The sequence below is a fragment of the Nitrospirota bacterium genome, from assembly GCA_016212215.1.
GTDB lineage: Bacteria > Nitrospirota > 9FT-COMBO-42-15 > HDB-SIOI813 > HDB-SIOI813 > JACRGV01.
Genome location: JACRGV010000160.1, coordinates 1 through 18,759, shown reverse-complemented (window position 1 = coordinate 18,759; position 18,759 = coordinate 1). Strand labels below are relative to the sequence as shown.

Annotated in this window: 24 protein-coding genes and 1 tRNA gene; 18 read left to right on the top strand and 7 right to left on the bottom strand. The window is 43.9% G+C overall.

The window, feature by feature from the left end:
• From HZA08_14475 to mltG, 17 genes are all read left to right on the top strand, one after another.
• Positions 1-397 (top strand): Hpt domain-containing protein (locus HZA08_14475; GenBank protein MBI5194621.1); only part of this gene is annotated, 397 nt, incomplete at its 5' end.
• 128 nt (positions 398-525) lie between these two features.
• Entirely contained in the window at positions 526-924 is a 399-nt protein-coding gene (locus tag HZA08_14470; GenBank protein ID MBI5194620.1) for a prepilin-type N-terminal cleavage/methylation domain-containing protein, read from the top strand.
• Between the two features lie 153 nt (positions 925-1,077).
• Entirely contained in the window at positions 1,078-1,530 is a 453-nt protein-coding gene (locus HZA08_14465; protein MBI5194619.1) for a prepilin-type N-terminal cleavage/methylation domain-containing protein, read from the top strand.
• Between the two features lie 68 nt (positions 1,531-1,598).
• Complete coding sequence (locus HZA08_14460) at positions 1,599-2,015, top strand: prepilin-type N-terminal cleavage/methylation domain-containing protein (protein MBI5194618.1); 417 nt, start codon at positions 1,599-1,601, stop codon at positions 2,013-2,015.
• Positions 2,016-2,023: 8 nt separating this feature from the next.
• Positions 2,024-2,668 carry a prepilin-type N-terminal cleavage/methylation domain-containing protein gene (locus tag HZA08_14455; GenBank protein MBI5194617.1) on the top strand — a complete coding sequence of 215 codons (645 nt, stop codon included), beginning with the start codon at positions 2,024-2,026 and terminating at the stop codon, positions 2,666-2,668.
• Between the two features lie 24 nt (positions 2,669-2,692).
• On the top strand, positions 2,693-2,851 hold the full coding sequence (locus HZA08_14450; GenBank protein ID MBI5194616.1) for a hypothetical protein: 159 nt from the start codon (positions 2,693-2,695) through the stop codon (positions 2,849-2,851).
• Positions 2,848-4,308 carry a hypothetical protein gene (locus HZA08_14445; GenBank protein ID MBI5194615.1) on the top strand — a complete coding sequence of 487 codons (1,461 nt, stop codon included), beginning with the start codon at positions 2,848-2,850 and terminating at the stop codon, positions 4,306-4,308. The genes HZA08_14450 and HZA08_14445 overlap by 4 nt, the downstream gene beginning before the upstream one ends.
• Before the next feature lie 51 nt (positions 4,309-4,359).
• The gene (locus HZA08_14440) at positions 4,360-4,839 is read left to right on the top strand and encodes a phosphatidylglycerophosphatase A (GenBank protein ID MBI5194614.1); all 480 of its coding nucleotides are present in this window, start codon (positions 4,360-4,362) and stop codon (positions 4,837-4,839) included.
• A gap of 154 nt (positions 4,840-4,993) precedes the next feature.
• Positions 4,994-5,485 (top strand): CinA family protein, encoded by a 492-nt coding sequence (locus tag HZA08_14435; GenBank protein MBI5194613.1) that lies wholly within the window; start codon positions 4,994-4,996, stop codon positions 5,483-5,485.
• 5 nt (positions 5,486-5,490) lie between these two features.
• Positions 5,491-6,108 carry an RNA 2',3'-cyclic phosphodiesterase gene (thpR, locus tag HZA08_14430; GenBank protein ID MBI5194612.1) on the top strand — a complete coding sequence of 206 codons (618 nt, stop codon included), beginning with the start codon at positions 5,491-5,493 and terminating at the stop codon, positions 6,106-6,108.
• 2 nt (positions 6,109-6,110) lie between these two features.
• Positions 6,111-7,136 carry a recombinase RecA gene (recA, locus tag HZA08_14425; protein MBI5194611.1) on the top strand — a complete coding sequence of 342 codons (1,026 nt, stop codon included), beginning with the start codon at positions 6,111-6,113 and terminating at the stop codon, positions 7,134-7,136.
• Positions 7,137-7,269: 133 nt separating this feature from the next.
• Positions 7,270-8,370: a type IV pilus twitching motility protein PilT gene (locus HZA08_14420; protein ID MBI5194610.1), complete on the top strand. Its 1,101-nt coding sequence runs from the start codon at positions 7,270-7,272 to the stop codon at positions 8,368-8,370.
• A 185-nt stretch (positions 8,371-8,555) separates the two neighbouring features.
• Complete coding sequence (locus tag HZA08_14415) at positions 8,556-9,119, top strand: regulatory protein RecX (protein MBI5194609.1); 564 nt, start codon at positions 8,556-8,558, stop codon at positions 9,117-9,119.
• Positions 9,109-11,742, top strand: coding sequence for an alanine--tRNA ligase (alaS, locus tag HZA08_14410; protein MBI5194608.1), 2,634 nt, complete (start codon positions 9,109-9,111; stop codon positions 11,740-11,742). Before HZA08_14415 ends, alaS begins: the two co-directional genes overlap by 11 nt.
• 116 nt (positions 11,743-11,858) lie before the next feature.
• The gene (locus HZA08_14405) at positions 11,859-12,167 is read left to right on the top strand and encodes a phasin family protein (GenBank protein MBI5194607.1); all 309 of its coding nucleotides are present in this window, start codon (positions 11,859-11,861) and stop codon (positions 12,165-12,167) included.
• Positions 12,168-12,346: 179 nt separating this feature from the next.
• Positions 12,347-12,835, top strand: a complete 489-nt coding sequence (gene ruvX, locus HZA08_14400) for a Holliday junction resolvase RuvX (GenBank protein ID MBI5194606.1) — start codon at positions 12,347-12,349, stop codon at positions 12,833-12,835.
• Entirely contained in the window at positions 12,798-13,856 is a 1,059-nt protein-coding gene (gene mltG, locus HZA08_14395) for an endolytic transglycosylase MltG (protein ID MBI5194605.1), read from the top strand. The genes ruvX and mltG overlap by 38 nt, the downstream gene beginning before the upstream one ends.
• A gap of 305 nt (positions 13,857-14,161) precedes the next feature.
• Here mltG and HZA08_14390 read toward each other — a convergent pair whose 3' ends face one another.
• From HZA08_14390 to HZA08_14375, 4 genes are all read right to left on the bottom strand, one after another.
• On the bottom strand, positions 14,162-14,524 hold the full coding sequence (locus tag HZA08_14390; GenBank protein ID MBI5194604.1) for a DUF5615 family PIN-like protein: 363 nt from the start codon (positions 14,522-14,524) through the stop codon (positions 14,162-14,164).
• 4 nt (positions 14,525-14,528) lie between these two features.
• Positions 14,529-14,744 (bottom strand): DUF433 domain-containing protein, encoded by a 216-nt coding sequence (locus HZA08_14385; GenBank protein ID MBI5194603.1) that lies wholly within the window; start codon positions 14,742-14,744, stop codon positions 14,529-14,531.
• 281 nt (positions 14,745-15,025) lie between these two features.
• Positions 15,026-15,361, bottom strand: a complete 336-nt coding sequence (locus HZA08_14380; protein ID MBI5194602.1) for a type II toxin-antitoxin system HicB family antitoxin — start codon at positions 15,359-15,361, stop codon at positions 15,026-15,028.
• Positions 15,358-15,618 (bottom strand): type II toxin-antitoxin system HicA family toxin, encoded by a 261-nt coding sequence (locus HZA08_14375; protein MBI5194601.1) that lies wholly within the window; start codon positions 15,616-15,618, stop codon positions 15,358-15,360. Before HZA08_14375 ends, HZA08_14380 begins: the two co-directional genes overlap by 4 nt.
• A 733-nt stretch (positions 15,619-16,351) precedes the next feature.
• Here HZA08_14375 and HZA08_14370 point away from each other — a divergent pair.
• Positions 16,352-17,479 (top strand): site-specific integrase, encoded by a 1,128-nt coding sequence (locus tag HZA08_14370; GenBank protein ID MBI5194600.1) that lies wholly within the window; start codon positions 16,352-16,354, stop codon positions 17,477-17,479.
• 6 nt (positions 17,480-17,485) lie between these two features.
• Here HZA08_14370 and HZA08_14365 read toward each other — a convergent pair.
• The 3 genes from HZA08_14365 to HZA08_14355 all read right to left on the bottom strand — a co-directional run bounded on the left by HZA08_14365 (position 17,486) and on the right by HZA08_14355 (position 18,611).
• Positions 17,486-17,561, bottom strand: a tRNA-Ala gene (locus HZA08_14365).
• Positions 17,562-17,644: 83 nt separating this feature from the next.
• The gene (locus tag HZA08_14360) at positions 17,645-17,971 is read right to left on the bottom strand and encodes a PilZ domain-containing protein (GenBank protein ID MBI5194599.1); all 327 of its coding nucleotides are present in this window, start codon (positions 17,969-17,971) and stop codon (positions 17,645-17,647) included.
• A gap of 25 nt (positions 17,972-17,996) precedes the next feature.
• On the bottom strand, positions 17,997-18,611 hold the full coding sequence (locus HZA08_14355) for a phosphoribosylglycinamide formyltransferase (GenBank protein MBI5194598.1): 615 nt from the start codon (positions 18,609-18,611) through the stop codon (positions 17,997-17,999).
• Positions 18,612-18,759: the final 148 nt, after the last annotated feature.

Genomic DNA, 18,759 nt, shown 5'->3' with positions numbered 1-18,759 from the left:
GGATTATATAATAAAACCTGTTGATGCCGCTGTACTGGTAGATAAGGTTGGGAGGATACTTAGATCCACTCCCCCTGTCTTTCTGGATAAAGAACATGTTATGTCTAAACTCAAGATTGGGGAGGATACCTATAAGGAGATGTTGGATGTACTGAGTCAGAGAGGGACATCAGCAGTACAGGAGATGAATGGATTTATAAAGAGCGGAGATTATGAGAAATTACTTTGTGTAGTAGTCGGGTTGAAGGGAGGAGCCATGAGCCTCGGGGCTGAACGGCTTTCCAATATTTTAAAACGGATGGAAGATGTGGTTAAAGGTCAGAAAGGTGATGAAATACAGGATATGATCTGTGCTGTACAGAGGGAAGTGAATATCATTAAAAGTTTTTTACAGTAATTCTACAGTAAAATGACAGTACTTTTTTATAGTGGTATAATAAATGCAATAGCAGAGAAATTATATTTTAGCAATACAACGATAGCACAGTCATCGAGGAGGGTTTTCACGTGAAAAAGAGAAGTATTCTGGGTAATGAGAAGGGTTTTACATTAATGGAGATTATTGCTGTTCTGGTGATCCTTGGTATTCTGGCAGCAATTGCGGTACCTAAATATATGGGGCTACAGGATGAGGCCCGTAAAAAGGCAGGGCAGGGTCAGGTGGCTGAGGTAAAAGGGAGACTTGCCCAAGGTCTTGCCAACTATATGCTTGTAAATAATGGTGCACAGCCTGCCAATGGTGCGGCATTAGTAACCTATATGGATACAATCAGCGCAGATTCATGCCCGACCACCGCTACCACAGAAGGTGATTTTAAGTTCAACTGTACCGGCGGCACAGGAACTACAAAAACAGTAACTGTTGCAGTTTCCGAGGTACAGGGTACGGCAGTGACAGGGGTTAGCGGGACGTATACGTATTAAGGATCATTAGAAAATCCCTCCGGCGGGGTAAGAAAACCCCGCCTATCCAGAAATATACCAAGGATAGGTGGGTCATTCTTGTTCCACCTATCCTCATCATTATTTGTGAGCCTGTGGCTCATGTTTGTTTCTTTTGATTTTCATGGTCTTCTAATGTTATTAATAAAGAAATCCCATTCCGGCAACAACTCCGGTTTTACCTTAATTGAGGTAATCGCAATCCTTACGATTATAGGGATTATATCAGCGGTGGCTATTACTAAATTGTCTTCCACTGCCTCTTATAGTGTGACGTCAGAGGCAGATATTGTGAAAAGCCATCTCCGGTATGCCCAGTTAAGGGCTATGAGCGATGAAGTACCGTGGGGAATCTCCTTCTCATCAGGTTCTTATACGCTTTTAAAGAACGGTGTCACAGCAACCACCAATCTTCCAAATGAGAGTTCAGCGATACATAATCTACAGAGTGGTGTGACAATAACCTCCGGTGCAGGCACAACTATTTCTTATGATAACTGGGGCAGTCCCGGAAGTACAAACAAGGTGATTATACTCTCAGGGTCTGAGACGATTACTGTGACAAAGAACACAGGGTTTATACAATGAGGCACGTTAGGAACGAAATTCCCTCTTCCTGCAATTCCCTCCCCTTCAAGGGGAGGGTTAGGGTGGGGATGGGGTTATATTATAATCAAACCGGCTTTACCCTTATAGAAATAATTATTACCCTTGTAATCTCAGGAATGCTTGGTGCAGTCTTATACTCATACTTTGGAAAGACATTTACCTCAAGCTCAAACCCTGTAGTCCGCTTAAATAAGGCATTTAACCATCAACAGGTTATGGAAAATATCACAGCAGATTACCTGAAAAATTATACAACCAATCTTGTCACACTTAAGACCAATATCGGGGCTGAGGCAACAAACCAGAATAATTCTTATGGCCAATACTATGTTATTAATAACCGCTATATTAAATTTGCCGGCCAGACTGAGGCAACGGATGATACGGGTGCAAATAATTTGTTAAAGGTAACAATAAGAAACGACCTTGGTGAGATATTAACAGTATTGTTTGCAAAGCAATGAGAGAAGAAATGCAGAATGCGGAATGCAGAATGTTAATACCCCCTCCCCTTAATCCCCTCCCGCAAGGGGAGGGGAGATTAGAGGAACACTCGGGGGAAGAGGGTGCTATATCTATTCCCTCCCCCTTGAGGGGGGAGGGTCAGGGTGGAGGTGGGCAATGGTTAACTTCGACTGAAACCGGTTTTACCCTTATCGAGGTAATTGTCTCCCTCGTTCTTGCCGGTATTGTCGGCGCTATTGCTGTGATGGGTGTGGTCAGCATTGTTAAAGGTTACGTATTTACTAAGATTAATTCCAAAACTGCCCATAAAGGTCAGACCGCAATGGTCAGGATTGTTAAAGAGCTTAATTTTATCAGCTCTGTTACAACCGGTACTGGAACGAGTATTACCTTTCAGGCTTACAAAAACGGTACGGCCGGTTCTCATTCTATTTCATGGACCGGCACTGCAAATGACCCGCTTATTTTAGACGGGGATATATTGACAGACAGGGTAAGCAACTTTGCCCTTTCATATCGTGATACTTATAACAGTGCTCCACAAACAATCTGGACATCAACCAGAAAAGTTATAGAGTTTACCCTGACAATTCAGGGGGCAGACAATGTCAATTCTTCATTTACAGGGCGTGTCGTACCAAGAAATCTTTAGAAAATTGGTAAGAGGTTATAGGCCATGGGTGAGGCGATTACTAACGGGGATGAAAATGGAATCATCCTTCGACAAACCTGTCCTGAGCGAAGTCGAAGGGCTCAGGATGACAGCCAAGGTGTCATGGTGAGCTTGTCGAACCATGACAGACAATTAGGTGTATTTTCGGGTGAACCGTCATGAAACGGGGTTTCACAAAGGGGCATGAAAATCAGAGGGACAAGAATGTCCCGCCTATACTCAATTTAGGCATGGATAGGCGGGGTTTTCTTACCCCGCCGGAGGGATTTTCGGGTGAAACTATAAATAATCAAAAAGGCTGCCTTGAGACTACTAACAACGCCGGCTCTGTCCTGATATGGATAATCGTTACAATTACCGTAAGTGCAGTGTTGGCTTCTGCTGTCTTATATCTAACAACAGGGTCAACACTTGGGGAGCTGTTTGCGAATTACCAGATGAGGGCATATTACCTTGCTGAATCCGGCGGTAATTATGCCATACCACAGATAAAGACAGACCATGCTGCGGCTGCAACAAATCTGCATGGAAAAACTTTCACTATGAGCAATGGTGACAAGTTCAGCCTGTCAATAGATGACACAAATTCTTCATACACCCTTCTTGAGTCTACCGGCATCATCAATGAAGGCGGTTATGCGGAGAGCAGGAGAAAGATAACATACAAGATTAACAAGTCCTACAGTGAGCCTTTTACAAGCAGTACTGACCTGAATAATAACTGGAATATTAATGCGGGAGGGGCTTCAATCCTGAGCGGCGGGCCGGCAGATGGTGAGCCTGCATTAAACCTGACAGGAAAGGAGGCCCTCATTAGTCTTAAATGGGATGGTAATCCTGACCTTCCTGACCTTGCAGTTCAATGGACAAACTCTGATGGCCTTTTGAGCTATGACTTACAGGCAAAAATTAAGGTTGAATCTGAGGGAGGGAAAGGAGACCATTTCATGCTTGGTTTATCATTCAGGCTTGATACCAATGATACATCAGGAACTTCTGATGACAGATTTTATGGTATTTCTTTCTTCCATTCCATCGGTAGGGGTGATGCACACAAGCCGGCATGGGTAAATAACCTTAACTCTAATTTTGATACCATAATGGATGGTGACGTATATATTATTCTATGGAGGAAGATAAACAGCAGTTCATCGTATATCTTAATGGATTATAAGAAATTAACTGAGGCAGATGGAGTTGTAGAAGATGACAAATTGGAAGAATGGTCAACCATAGTAGTATCTGTTCAGGAAAGGTATCAGACAGACGGTAATGGTAATTATGTCCTTGATGGATTCGGCAACAGGATACGGGAAAATCTGATTACAGGATATGTACAGGGGAAGGATGCCTACCCAAGAAATACAGTCAACTGGAATTTCAGCAATTTTAATCTTGTTGTCTGGGGTTGGAAGATACCGGGGCAATCTGTCATTGCCCCACAGACGATTATTGATGGTACATTGACATCTGTAAATTTTGATACGAGGAGGCCGGAGGAGATTGGTATACATGGTTATTATGACAGCACCGCAGCAAATGACCAGTTCTTCGATGACTTTTCATCAAGGATTGCACCAGGCGGAGGAAGTGGCGGCAGTGGAGGTATTCAGTATTGACATAAGAAATCAGTTAATGTTAGTATCATGCATCAATTATAGCTCATTTATGTGGGTATTTTTCAGCGTCAACAAATAATTAAATTTCTCGCCACAGGATTCTATTCAGGCTATTCACCATTAGCGCCGGGTACTGCAGGGAGCCTTGTTGGAATTCTTTTATACTTACTCATACAGAACATATCATATTCGTCATATATAACTATAGTTGTCTTGATATTTGGTATCGGGGTCTATATATCTGCACAGGCAGAGGTAATTTATCAGAAAAAAGACTGCTCCAATATTGTAATAGATGAGATTGCAGGTATGCTGGTATCACTTGCTTTCTTCTCAAATGGGCCGGGTAGAATAAAATTCATAATATCAGGTTTTATTCTCTTCCGTATTTTTGATATTATAAAACCCTTTCCTGTAAGAACAATTGACAGGAAATTAGGAGGCGGATGGGGTATAATGCTGGATGATATTATGGCAGGTGTTTATGCAAATTTATTACTAAGGGTGTTAGGCTGGGTGCTGGCATGGTGAAGGCATAGTGAGCAGAAGCAAGAAGTAAGAAGTAAGAGGTAATAAAAGAAAAACCCCACCCTCACCCGGACCCTCTCCCTGAGGGAGAGGGTTTCTAAGAATATCCCCTCCCCCTTCAAGGGGAGGGTTAGGGTGGGGATGGGGTTATTGTCAGATGAGCGTATCTCTTGAAGAGGTCATAGGCATTCTGCTTAAACAAAGGGGCTGGAAGATTTCCACGGCAGAGTCCTGCACAGGCGGGCTTGTTGCCCATAGGATTACAAATGTCTCAGGCAGTTCGGATTATTTTGATAGCGGTGTGATTACTTATAGCAATGAATCCAAGATTGAATTATTAAAAGTTCCTGAAGAGATTATAAAGACTCATGGGGCAGTGAGCGGTCAGACAGCAGTTGCAATGGCAGAAGGGATAAGGAGACTGAGGGGTACGGATATTGGAGTAGGGATTACAGGCATTGCCGGACCGACCGGAGGGAGTGAAGTAAAACCGGTTGGACTTGTTTACATTGCCTTATCTGCATCAGGTTGTGTAGAATGTAAGGAATTTTTATTTACCGGTGACAGAGGGGAGATTAAGTTAAAGACATCAGAGGCGGCCTTGGATATGATAAGAAGATTCTTAGAGAATGACACGATAGCAGCTTGATAAATATGAGATGTTTTATTTCAATAGCAATTCCTGAAGATATAAAGAAGAAGATGTCTGCCATACAGGAGAGGATGAAGAGATCCGGCGCTGATGTTTCGTGGACAAAACCGGATGGGATGCACCTGACATTGAAATTTCTTGGAGAGATTGAGGAAAAGAGGGTTGCAAAGATTGAGACAGCGATGAACATTGCCTGTGCCGGTATAACCCCTTTTTCACTTCAGGTATCGGGCATCGGCGTATTTCCACCCCCCCCCCCAATTCCCCCCCTTAACAAGGGGGGGGTAGGGGGGGTGGTTTCGCGTGGAAGGCATCCCCGTGTTATGTGGATAGGTTTAAATGAAAACGGAAATAACCTTATTAAGATTCAGAGAGGTATTGAATATCAACTTGAAGAGATAGGGTTTCCCGCTGAAAAGAGAAGATTCTCGCCGCACATTACATTGGGACGTGTAAGGTCTAATAGAAATTTATCGCAGTTATCGGCAATTATGGATGGAGATAGAAACACAGAGATTGGCGGTTTCAGTGTCTCAGCCGTTCATCTGATAAAGAGCGACCTGAGACCTGAAGGCGCTTTATATACAGAACTTTATTTATTGCAATTGAAAGGAGATTGACCATGGGAGAGAGAGAACAGAAGATAAAGGCATTGGACCTTGCCCTTTCGCAGATTGAGAAACAGTTCGGAAAAGGGGCAATCATGAGACTGGGGACAAGCGGGCCGCTTGCAGATCTACCGGTTATATCAACAGGCTCACTAGGCCTTGATATAGCGCTTGGTGTCGGTGGAATGCCGAGGGGAAGGGTTATAGAGATATTCGGGCCTGAGTCTTCAGGTAAGACAACCCTTACCCTGCATATAGTTGCAGAGGCACAGAAGAACGGCGGTGCAGCGGCCTTTATAGACGCTGAACATGCACTTGATATAGGATATGCAAAGAAGCTTGGTGTTAATACAGATGACCTGCTCGTTTCACAACCTGATACCGGTGAACAGGCGCTTGAGATAGCGGAGACTCTTGTAAGGAGCGGGGCAGTGGATGTAATTGTTGTAGACTCTGTAGCCGCGCTTGTCCCGAGGGCGGAGATAGAAGGCGAGATGGGGGATTCCCACATGGGGTTACAGGCAAGGCTGATGTCCCAGGCATTAAGAAAACTCACGGCCTCTATAAGCAAATCCATGACAACTGTGATCTTCATCAACCAGATAAGGATGAAGCTTGGGGTCATGTTCGGAAATCCTGAGACTACTACCGGCGGTAATGCACTGAAGTTTTACTCATCTGTAAGGTTGGACATAAGGAAGATTGAAACGATAAAAGAAGGACAGGAGATTACAGGCAACAGGGTAAGGGTGAAGGTTGTAAAGAACAAACTTGCAGCACCATTTAAACAGGCGGAGTTTGACATACTGTTTAATGAAGGCATCTCAAAGCTTGGTGAATTAATAGATATTGGCGTTGAGAAAGGTGTAATTGAGAAGAGCGGTTCATGGTATGCATGTAAGGGCGAGAGGATTGGCCAGGGCAGGGAGAATGCACGCATTGCATTAAGGGATAACCCTGCTTTAGCGAAGGATGTAGAAGTCCGAATAAAAGAGGCCTGCGGATTGAATAAGGCGGAAGGCTCAGAAAGTAAGCAGTAAGCAGGGAGCAGGTAGCAGAAGGAAGAGGCAAGAAGCTAGAAACAAGAAGTAAGATTGCCCATAAAAATCCCCCCTCCCTTGAGGGGAGGGTTAGGGTGGGGATGGGGTTGTTTTCGGATATTGGATAAACAAAATGGACATTAACGAACTCCTTACATTGGTTGTTTCAAAGAATGCATCTGATCTGCATGTTAAGGTCGGATCGCTCCCTATTGCAAGGATAAATGGGGAGCTTACTCCGCTTGAGAATTTGCCGAGGATAACGCAGGAGGATGCAATTGCAATAGTGTCTGCTGTAATGTCTGATACGCAAAAGAAGCGGTTTATCGAGAAGAAAGAGATTGACTTATCTTATGGAGTTGCAGGGCTTGGGCGTTTCAGGGTAAATGTATTTCAGCAGAGAGGCACTATAGGAATGGTCTTCAGGGTAATACCCATGAAGATTCTGACTGTGGAAGAACTCGGCCTCCCAAAGATACTGGAAAAACTTGCATTAGAACCACGTGGTTTAATCCTTGTCACAGGTACAACCGGAAGCGGTAAATCCACCACGCTTGCGGCAATGATTGAGCATGTAAATATTTATAAGACAATGCATGTCATGACAATTGAAGACCCGATCGAGTTTCTTTACAGGGATAAGAAGAGCCTGATCAATCAAAGGGAGATTGGTAATGATGCAGACACATTTGCAAATGCGTTAAGAAGTGCACTGCGTCAGGACCCTGATGTGATACTCGTAGGAGAGATGCGTGACTTCGAGACCATCTCAACTGCACTTACTGCCGCAGAGACAGGCCACCTTGTAATGAGCACCTTGCATACAGTAGATGCAACAGAGACTATAAACAGGATAATTGCAGTCTTCCCGCCATATCAGCAAAAACAGATAAGGATGCAGCTTGCCTCTGTAATTAAGGGGATAGTTTCATTAAGGCTTGTTCCAAAAAGAGATGGCAAAGGAAGGGTGCCGGCAGTAGAGGTTATGATTGCAACAGCAACTATAAAGGAATGTATAATAGACCCTGAAAAGACCAGAAAGATTCAGGACCTTATTGCGTCAGGTGCATCTCAGTATGGTATGCAGACCTTTGATCAGTCTCTTTATAAATTATTCAAGGCAGAGCTGATAAGTTATGAAGAGGCCCTCAGACGGTGCAGTAATCCGGATGATTTTGCATTAAAAGTAAAAGGCATACAGTCTGCTAGTGATATGAGATGGCAGGAGAGATGAGAAGATAGTGAGTAGTGAATAGTTAAGTCTAAAATTCCCTCTCCCTCAGGGAGAGGGTTAGGGTGAGGGTGGGCGTGAGAAGCAAGAAGACAAACAGATATACAATCGATAATGAATCCTCGCAAACATTAGGCTCACGGAAGGATACAAAAAACCCTCCCCTTCAAGGGGAGGGCAGGGTGGGGATGGGGTTCTATCCGGATGAATTCAAAACAGCCTACTCATCTGCCTTAAATTTATTGAGTATATGTGACAGGAGTGTAAAAGACCTACGAGAAAGGCTCTCACAAAAAGGGTTCACGGAAGGCAGTGTCAATAAGGTCATCAGTAAATTACTGTCTGAGGGATATATAAATGACGAGCTGTTTGCATATAAATTTACTTATGAGGCAGTAAAGAGGAAGAAGTTTGGTCCTGATTTAATCAAACAGGGATTAAAGGAGAAGGGGATTAATAAAGAGATAACGGATGAGGCGGTCAGCAGGATTTTCAAAGAGTATGATGAAAAGGATATAGCAAGGAAGGCATTAGGTAAGAGGTTAAGTTTTAGAGGTAAGAAGTTAGAAGTAAGAAGCAAGAAGTCAGAAGCGAATCCGGCTATCCCCCCCTTTGTTCAAGGGGGGGGGTGGGGGGGTGATTTTCGGGGGAAAGAGTTAAGGAAACTCTCAGATTATCTTAGACGCAGGGGTTTTTCCTATGATATTATAAGGGACACAATAAGGGAGATTGAGAAAGAGTATGACATCTGACGACATCAGAAAACTTTTCTTTGAGTATTTCGCCGGCAAGGGGCATGCAATAGTTCCGAGTTCATCCCTCCTGCCTCAGGATGATCCGACACTCCTGTTTACGAATGCCGGCATGGTTCAGTTCAAACGGGTCTTTACCGGCGAAGAGGAGAGGAGCTATAAACGGGCAGTTTCAATACAGAAGTGTCTCAGGGCAGGTGGAAAACACAATGACCTTGAGAATGTAGGATATACAGCGAGACATCACACCTTCTTTGAGATGTTGGGCAATTTTTCCTTCGGGGACTATTTTAAGAAAGAAGCTATTGAAATGGGATGGGAGTTCCTTACAAAGGTACTGCTTCTTCCGGCAGATAAATTATACGTTTCTGTCTATAAAAAAGATGATGAGGCTTATGAATTATGGGAAAAAACAGTCGGCATTCCAAGGGAAAGGATTGTGCGGCTTGGTGAAAAGGATAACTTCTGGCAGATGGGTGACACAGGGCCATGCGGGCCATGCTCTGAGATATTAATAGATCAGGGACCGGAGGTAGGCTGCGGCAGGCCGGAATGTGCTATCGGCTGTGATTGTGACAGATACCTTGAGTTGTGGAATCTTGTGTTTATGCAGTATGAAAGAAAACCCAATGGTGAACTTATACCGCTTCCAAGACCTTCAATTGATACAGGCATGGGGCTTGAGAGGGTCACGGCTGTTGTTCAGGGTGTAAAGAGTAATTATGACTCAGATATTTTTGGGCCGGTAATCAAGGCATTGTCTCATGATTTCAACATTCCATACAATTCAGAACATGGTACGTCTCTGCGTGTAATTGCAGACCACCTGAGGGCAATCACATTCCTAATAAGTGATGCGGTTATCCCTTCCAATGAAGGCAGGGGGTATGTCCTGAGGAGGATAATCCGCAGGGCAAGCAGACACGGCAGGCTCGCTGGTTTGCATGAATCATTCTTATACAAGGGTATTGATTATATTGTGGAGGGAATGAAGGGTGCATATCCTGAGCTTAATACAGGCAGGGATATTATCTCTGCGATTACAAGGAGAGAGGAAGAGGGATTTATTCACACGCTCGAGCAGGGGATGAAGATACTGGATGAGGTGATAAAGAGGGCTAAGGAAAATGGAGACGGACTTCTGCCGGGTGATGAACTCTTTAAGTTGTATGATACTTATGGGTTTCCGCTTGACCTTACGACAGAGATAGCAAGGGAACATAACCTTATTCTGGATGAGGCAGGTTTTAATAATGCAATGGAGGCACAGAGAGAGCGTGCAAGGCGTGCAGGACTTGGTGAAGACAAGATAAAGCCTGTATATAAAACATTGAAGACATCTGTCTCTACAAGATTTGTCGGATATGAATATATTGAACACAAAGGGAAGGTGCTTGCCATAATAAAAGACGGCAGTATTGTAAACACAGCATCGTCAGGTGATGAGGTTGAGCTTGTATTCGATACCACACCTTTTTATGGAGAGTCGGGCGGCCAGGTTGGGGATAAGGGAATTGGGATTGGTCCGGCCGGCGGCATTGATGTATTTGATACCATTAAGCCGCTTGACATTATCGTCAATAAGGTACGGGTTACCTCCGGTTCTGTAAGTGTCGGTGAGGAGTGGATATTAAAGGTAAATAAGTCTTCACGCCAGGCAACGGCAAGGAGCCACACTGCAACTCATTTACTCCATGCTGCATTAAGACAGGTTATAGGAGAGCATGTTAAACAGGCCGGTTCCCATGTGGCCCCGGACAGGCTCCGTTTTGATTTCATGCACTTTAAACCCCTTTCAGATGTAGAGATTACACGGATTGAAGAATTGATGAATGAAAAGATACGTGAGAACAGTCGGGTTAATACAGACGTGATGGATATTAATCAGGCACTCAAAACAGGTGCTATGGCATTGTTTGGGGAAAAGTATGGAGACAATGTAAGGGTCGTACAGGTACCGGATTTCAGTAAAGAATTATGTGGCGGCACTCATGCTAAGGCCACCGGAGATATCGGGGTTGTGAAGATTGTTGCTGAAAACAGTGTTGCATCAGGCATCAGGAGGATTGAGGCGCTGACAGGTGAGGCATCTTTAAAATATCTAACAGAGGCGGAAAAAACAGTTTCAGAGCTTATCGAAATATTAAAGGCAAAACCTGCTGAGGTCAGGACAAGGGCAGAGAGGCTGACAATACAATTAAAAGAGCAGGAGAAAGAGATAGAGCAGTTGAAGGGTCAACTGACTGCATCAAAGACAAAGGATATTTCCTCGGAGATTTGTGATGTGGACGGTGTAAAGGTGATTGCAAAGAAGGCAGAGCCAATGACTGCTGAGGAACTCAGAAATTTTGCAGAGACACTCCGTTCTAAGATAAATTCCGGGATAGTTGCAGTTGGAACAGAGAAGGATGAAAAGGCATCAATCGTAATTATGGTAAGTAAAGACCTTGTCTCCAAATTTGATGCGAGGGAGATAATAAAAGATGCCGCTGTCCTTGTTGACGGCCGCGGCGGCGGCAGGCCGGATATGGCCCAGGCTGGAGGCAAACGGCCGGAGGGATTAGAGGAGGCGATGAAAAAGGTGGTTGAGGTGGTGGCGGAGATAAGCAGAAGCAAGAGGTAAGAATTCAGAAGCAAGAAGCAAGATGTTAGAAGTAAGATAAAAAATAAGAGAAGGGATTCCCTCTCCCCTTGCGGGAGAGGGGTAGGGTGAGGGGGAGCAACTAAAGGAGGCATTTTATGTTTGATACTGTTCGTAAAGCATTGTTGGCCGGACTTGGGGCGCAGGAGAAAGCTAAGGAGCTTGTGGAAGAGCTTATGAAAAAGGGTGAGCTGAATCAGAGTGACGGTGCTAAACTATTGAAAGAGGTCATGGAAAAGGCAGAAAAGGGGACAGAAGAGATTGATAAAAAGGTTACCGATATTGTCCAGAAGACCCTTGAAAAACTGAACCTGCCCAACAGGAAAGATATTGAAACACTTGAAAAGAACGTGCAGGAATTAACCGGCCGCCTGCAAAAGCTGGAAGAGAATAAAGGCACTGAGTAGTAAACAGTGAGCAGTAAGCAGATGTAAGAATTAAGAAGGAAAACAGCAAGTAGTGAATGGCTGCCCTCTTTCCTTATTATCCCCTCCCCCTTGAGGGGGGAGGGTGCTACGTTTATTCCCCCTCCCTTGACGGGAGGGGGTTAGGGGGAGGGTGAGCTATGGAGACTTTTGGATGAAAAATGCGTATCCTTGCCCTTGATGTTGGAGACAGACGAATCGGTGTTGCTATATGTGATGAGCTTGAAATCTCTGCACACAGCCTGCTTACTATAGACCGAGCTTCTCAAAATTATCTCACACAGATTAAAGATATTATCGAAGAATATAACGTTGAAGAGATAGTTATAGGTATGCCTGTTATGATGAACGGGACTATGGGCATACAGGGTGACAAGGTCAGTAAATTTGTCGAAGAACTTAAACAGGAGATAAAAATTCCAATTAAACTCTTTGATGAGAGGCTGAGCACTAAGTTTATTGAGAAAACATTGATTGATGCAGACATGAGCAGGGGCAAACGTAAGAAGGTAATTGATAAGCTGGCAGCAGTGATAATCCTGCAGGATTATTTAAGCAGCAGAGGAAACCTCATAATTCCCTCCCCCTTGAGGGGGGAGGGTCAGGGTGGGGGTGAGCAACGAGGATTTTCGGATGACGATGAAAATTAAAATCAGCCAGGTCGCAGCCATAATAGGTGTAGTAGCAGTATTGATATTACTGTTGACCATAACAGGTTATAGTAGTTTTTTTACAACTCTTAAAATTGATAATTCAGAGGGCCGTGAGTTTTATGTACCGGAAGGGGTTACTCTAAGATGGATAGCAAAAAATCTTGAGGAACAGGGCTTCATCAGGAGTAGTACCTTATTTCTCATCGCCGGAAAGGTTATGGTATCTGAAAAGGAGATAATGGCCGGAGAATATGTGTTTCCTCCGAAGAGGAATCTTTTCGACATACTCCTGTTCTTTAAATATGGTAAGGTAAATTACCGTAAGGTGATGATCCAGCCGGGCTATAGTATTGATAAGATTGCTGAGATACTTGAGTCACAGGGCCTTATTGATGCAGTGAAATTTAAGGAGCTTACAAGAGACAAGGATTTAATAGACTTACTTGATATAAATGTCCCTGACCTTGAAGGTTTTCTATATCCAGACACATACTATTTCTTTAAGGGGACCAATCCAAATAAGATGGTAAAGAAGATGGTGCTGAGGTTTAAAAATGCATTTACTCCTGACCTTGAAGAGAGGGCAACAAAACTCAGGATGTCAGAGAAGGACGTTATTACACTTGCATCAATAATTGAAAGAGAGGCAGTCTCAGAAAGTGACAGGCCGCTTATATCCGCAGTCTTTCATAACAGGCTTAGAATGAAGATGCCGCTTCAGAGTGACCCTACAGTTATTTATGCACTCGGCAAAGGTTTTGACGGCGACCTGAAAAAAGAACATCTGACCATGAAATCATCATATAATACTTACGTGAACCGTGGACTCCCTCCGGGCCCGATCGGCAGTCCATCCATTGAATCCATCCGTGCTGCACTGTATCCGGCAAATGTGGATTATATATACTTCGTCTCAAAGAATGACGGTACCCATCAATTCTCAAAAAACCTTGCAGAGCATAACAGGGCAGTAGCGTTTTATCAGAAGCCCCTTGCATTAAACAAGACCTTTCATTGACGGCTTCGTCAAAAGCGGGTGCCCTCTGGGCGTGCGGCGTTGCACTTCATCCTTCGTCATTGCGGCGTAACTACAAGTACGCCTCATTCCTCAGGATTCGTGCGCCTTGCATATGAAGTTTTTTACGAAGTCGTCCGCCGGCGAAGTTTTTACTTGGCTGTCAATTATTATGGGAGAAGGAATGGTGCCGAAGGAACAGTATCCAACATCGGATACACAGATTCGGCACTTCATAAACTTATCATAATTGACTACCCGTTATCAAGAGCCTGTGTGGCATAAAGGCGGATAGTGGCGAGATTGCCTTAAATGGGAAGCTTTCGGATACGGTATCTGGCCTCCTCAACAATGATGATATGACCCGTTTCGAGGAGTTCGGCAGATTCGGTGATTACCTTTTCAAGCCTTTTCAAGACAAACGGTGTAGTCGTATTGCGGAGGCGGAATAGGATGACGCTTATCTGTCTCTCCCTGGATACGGCTACTATCTCACCAAAGTCCAGGTCAAAGGTAAGTATGATGCGGTCTTCAGTAATCGCCTTTTCGAATATTTCGTTATCAGGGAGTCTGTGAAGATTTTGTTCACGGAGATGAATCACGTCATGATTGTTTGAGCGGAGCCACTCGACAATTCTCATGGAAACGCCCATGTCTGCAAGGAATCTCATTCTGCTAACCGGCGTGGACTTCCTCCTGGGCTAACCAGGCAGCATATTCAATGGCCTCTGTGATGTCCTCACGGGTAAGGTCAGGGTAGTCCCGGAGTATCTCTTCAACTGTAGTTTCATGGGCTATTTGGCCGACGATAACAGATACCGGAATCCGCATCCCCCTTATGCAGGCCCTTCCGCCCATGATCTGAGGATCAAAGGTTATTCTTTGAAACATAGTTACTCCCTCCATACCTAAAAATAAAGACACACTATTCAGCGTGCCTTCTTTGGGCCCTCACTCCCTCTACAGCAGGGCGGGCGTCAGATACCGGTTATGAGGACTGTAGCCCAACCGCTACCTCACGGTTTGAATATATCAAACTGTAATGGATCTTTCAATCGTTCATCTTTATTATCTACCTGCACAAGTAGGAAGTGTAGGTGACTTCGTAAAAGGCGTTTCAAGGGGCTTTTAAAGGGAAGGCCGTACCCAAGGTCCGGAGCCATGATTTTTACTTAAACAGCTACCTTTTCTTCCAATGCCTTCTGTACGAGTTGATTCAGGGATACACCCATCATGGTAGCCTTTGCTGCTGCTTTTCTGTGAAGGTCAGAGGGTATCCTTACGTTGAAGCTGCCTTTAAAGGGTTTTTGTGGCTCCCTGCCCATCTCCTTGCATGTTTCAATGTAATCATCAACGGCTTCATGGAACGTCTTCTTAAGTTCTTTAACGCTCGTTCCTTCAAACATGATGAGGTCGTTTATGGCCTCTATCTTGCCGTGAAAAACCTCGTCCTCTTCGCTGTAGTGGACAGTGCCGATATAGCCTTTATAAGTCATTGAATCGCTCATTTTAATACCCCTTTGTCTCTTAACTGTTTTTCAATTTCTCTCAGGTAACACTGTTTCATGATAGATGACGGATGCGGTCTGTGAAACTTGATCATGTCATCCAGTTCTCTATTGTAAAAGGCTACCCGGGATCCCGACGTCTTGCCGGTTTTTCTCTCCTCATATCCACAGTCTTTAAGGACTTTCCACAGCTCCTCAAAGGTGAAGTCCTTCGGCTTTGACAGGAAGCGCTGTAACAGTTTGTCGGTTTTGCTCATGGATTGATGATAGCACAGGAGAAAAGATATTGCAACTATTTTATAGTTGCTGAAAGATAAGAAAGGGATAGACGGCGTTACTCCGATCGCTTCCAATAGTTGTAATGTTCTACGATTGGGATGCCACCCCCAATCCCCTTGAGGAAACTGATATGGGAAAGATAACTTTATGGGCACTCACTCCCTCTACAGCAGGGCGGGCGTCAGATACCGGTTATAGGGGCTGTAGCCCAACCGGTATCTCACGGGTTGAATATATCAAACTGGTTATTATTTTTCAACTATCCTCTTTTCATCTCCGTGCACAGGTAAGAGGTTAAACAACTTCGTAAAAGACGTTTTAAAAAACTTTTAAGGGTGAGACCATATCAAGGTATGGACTTTATGAGAAATGAATATCCTTCGCCTGTTCCAAGACTTCAGACGCTGGTTCTTTAATGAAGAGCTGGTAGGTGCTGCCTTTCTTTTTCCGGATAACAAGTCCCTCACTTTCCAACGTCCATAGAATACTGGAGATATCGCTTTTTTCTCCCGGGAGGAAATGCTTGTAGATGTCCTTCTGGAGTATAGCTGGATTCTCCTCGATAAGAATCTATGACAAGACAAAAGAAATATATGCAAGGCTTAAAAAGGGGGTGAGGTTTCAAAATGTGAAATAGATATATTTAAATCCGGTAAACAGATTACACGGTTTGAAATACAAATACGAGGCTACAAAGGGACCTTAGAGGATGTGGCTGATGACCCTGTAAGTCTTGTCTCTTATTTTGACAGGCTACAGTTCTATAACTTTGAGGATGACGGCAAGATTGCCTCTATAGGTGGATTACAGCTTTTGTTCTCTAAGATACCAAGAAAGAACAGGGCAGTATTCGAGAAGTTTAAGGATAAAGATTTAGAGGCTCAGGTTCGGACTGAATATATAACTTCTGTTAGGGAATGGTTTGTTAATGAGGGAAGGAAAAGGACATTTGAGGAACTCAGAGAAAAGTATATGACAGAACATTCAAAGATTAACAAAACACCAACAACACAGGTTAGAGATGGGTCTGCATTCAAGCGTCTCTCAGGCTTCTTTGAAGGGTTTATGTTATTAGAAATCACACCTGCAAAAATATCTGATTATAAATCTCTCAGGATAAAAGCAGGGATCAAGCCTTCAACTATCTCAAGGGAATTAGAGGTATTGCGCCATGCCATGAATCTGGCCTTACAGTGGGAGTGGATAGACACCAGCCCCTTCAGTAAAATCAAGCTTGACAGACCTAAGAATGAAATTGAGAGGTGGATTACATCAGAAGAAGAAAAACGCCTCCTTGATGCCTCTACACCCCAGTTAAGGGACATTATAATATTTGCCCTTAATACAGGTATGAGACAGGATGAGATACTTTCCCTTCAGTGGTCTCAGGTTGATCTATTTAAACGAAACGTAACCCTGTTAATCACAAAAAACAAAGAAAAGAGAACTATACCTATTAACCAAACTGTCTTAGATCTTCTGAAGTCTAAAAGTAAGATACGGCATATATCCGGTTATGTCTTTACCTCACAGGCTGGTATAAAGATTATTGCCAGTAACCTGTTGAGGGCCTATTATGTTGCAAGAAAAAAGGCAGGTCTTGAAGATGTGCGCTTTCATGATTTGAGACATACATTTGCAACAAGACTGGTTCAGGCCGGGGTTGACCTCTACACAGTAGCCAAGCTCTTAGGGCATAAGGATATCAGAATGACTCAAAGGTATGCCCATCATAATACTGAATCTCTGAGGCATGGCGTTGATATATTGGATAGGTCAGGTGACATTTTGGTGACATTCAGAGAAAAACAGGTTGCCGCTAATACTGCAACCCGTTGATTTAATTGGTGGAGGGTACCGGGATCGAACCGGTGGCCTTGGCATTGCGAACGCCACGCTCTCCCAACTGAGCTAACCCCCCATTTATTGAATGGCAATTCAAACGATATCAGCGTAGCCCACCCTCCTCCTAACCCCCTCCCGTCAAGTGAGGGGGAAGTTAGGTTATATTGTTACATGCTGTGATAGGAATGGATGGTTTCTCAAATCAGAATCTGCAAACCTCACGCCGGCTTCATATATCCTGCTTATCTGTTTCACCCATTGAATCCTTCCGGTAAGTGTTTCAATGACCTGTTTGTTGGAAGGCTGATCAAGATATATCTTTACTTCTATGTTCCGGCCCTCTTCTATCTCTTTTCCTGTACAGAAACCAAGTCCCTCTCTGCTGACGTTTGTTGTGAAGGCATTTATGCTGGAACCATTGTCCGGAAATTTTACTTCCAGATGTGAAACCATACGAATCCGTCTGTTTCTTCTCCTGTCTTCCATAGCACACCCCCTTTTAATTGTAGGTTCAGACTATTAGTATCCTTCTGCCCTCTCTCTTCAATCTCCCTTCTGCAAAAAGTTGTACAGAATCCGGATAAATAATATGCTCCTGCTCAAGTATCCTTGCGGACAAGGTATCTTCTGTATCATCTGCCGAAACCGGAACAACTGCCTGATTGATTATAGGACCGCCGTCAACATCCTCAGTTACAAAGTGCACTGTACAGCCTGAGAATCTGACACCATATTCAATAGCCTGTCTCTGTGCATGTAATCCAATAAATGAGGGGAGGAGTGCAGGATGTATGTTCATAATGTCACCATTAAAGGCATTTATTAAAACCTTCGTAACTACCCTCATGTAGCCGGCCAGTAAAACAAGCCTGACATCATATTCCCTGAGTTTTACTGCAATAGCAAGTTCGTACTCTTCTTTATTTCTATAGTCTTTTGGATTGATATGGATATTCGGTATCCCATGTTTCTCTGCCCGCACAAGGGCATACGCATCAGATTTATCACTTATAACAACTGCGACAACTGCATCAATGTCTCCTTTTTCAGATGCATCAATAATTGCCTGAAGGTTAGAACCTCTCCCTGATGCAAGGACACCGACTTTCAACATATCAGACTTCATAAATCACATTCATCCGAAAATGACCCCCCCATGCCCCCCCTTGAACAAAGGGGGGGATTGCCGTTGGCCATTGAGCACCAAAGGAACTTTCCCCCCCTTAACAAGGGGGGGCTTGGGGGGGTGGTTTTCATCCTCCTTTGTGAAACCT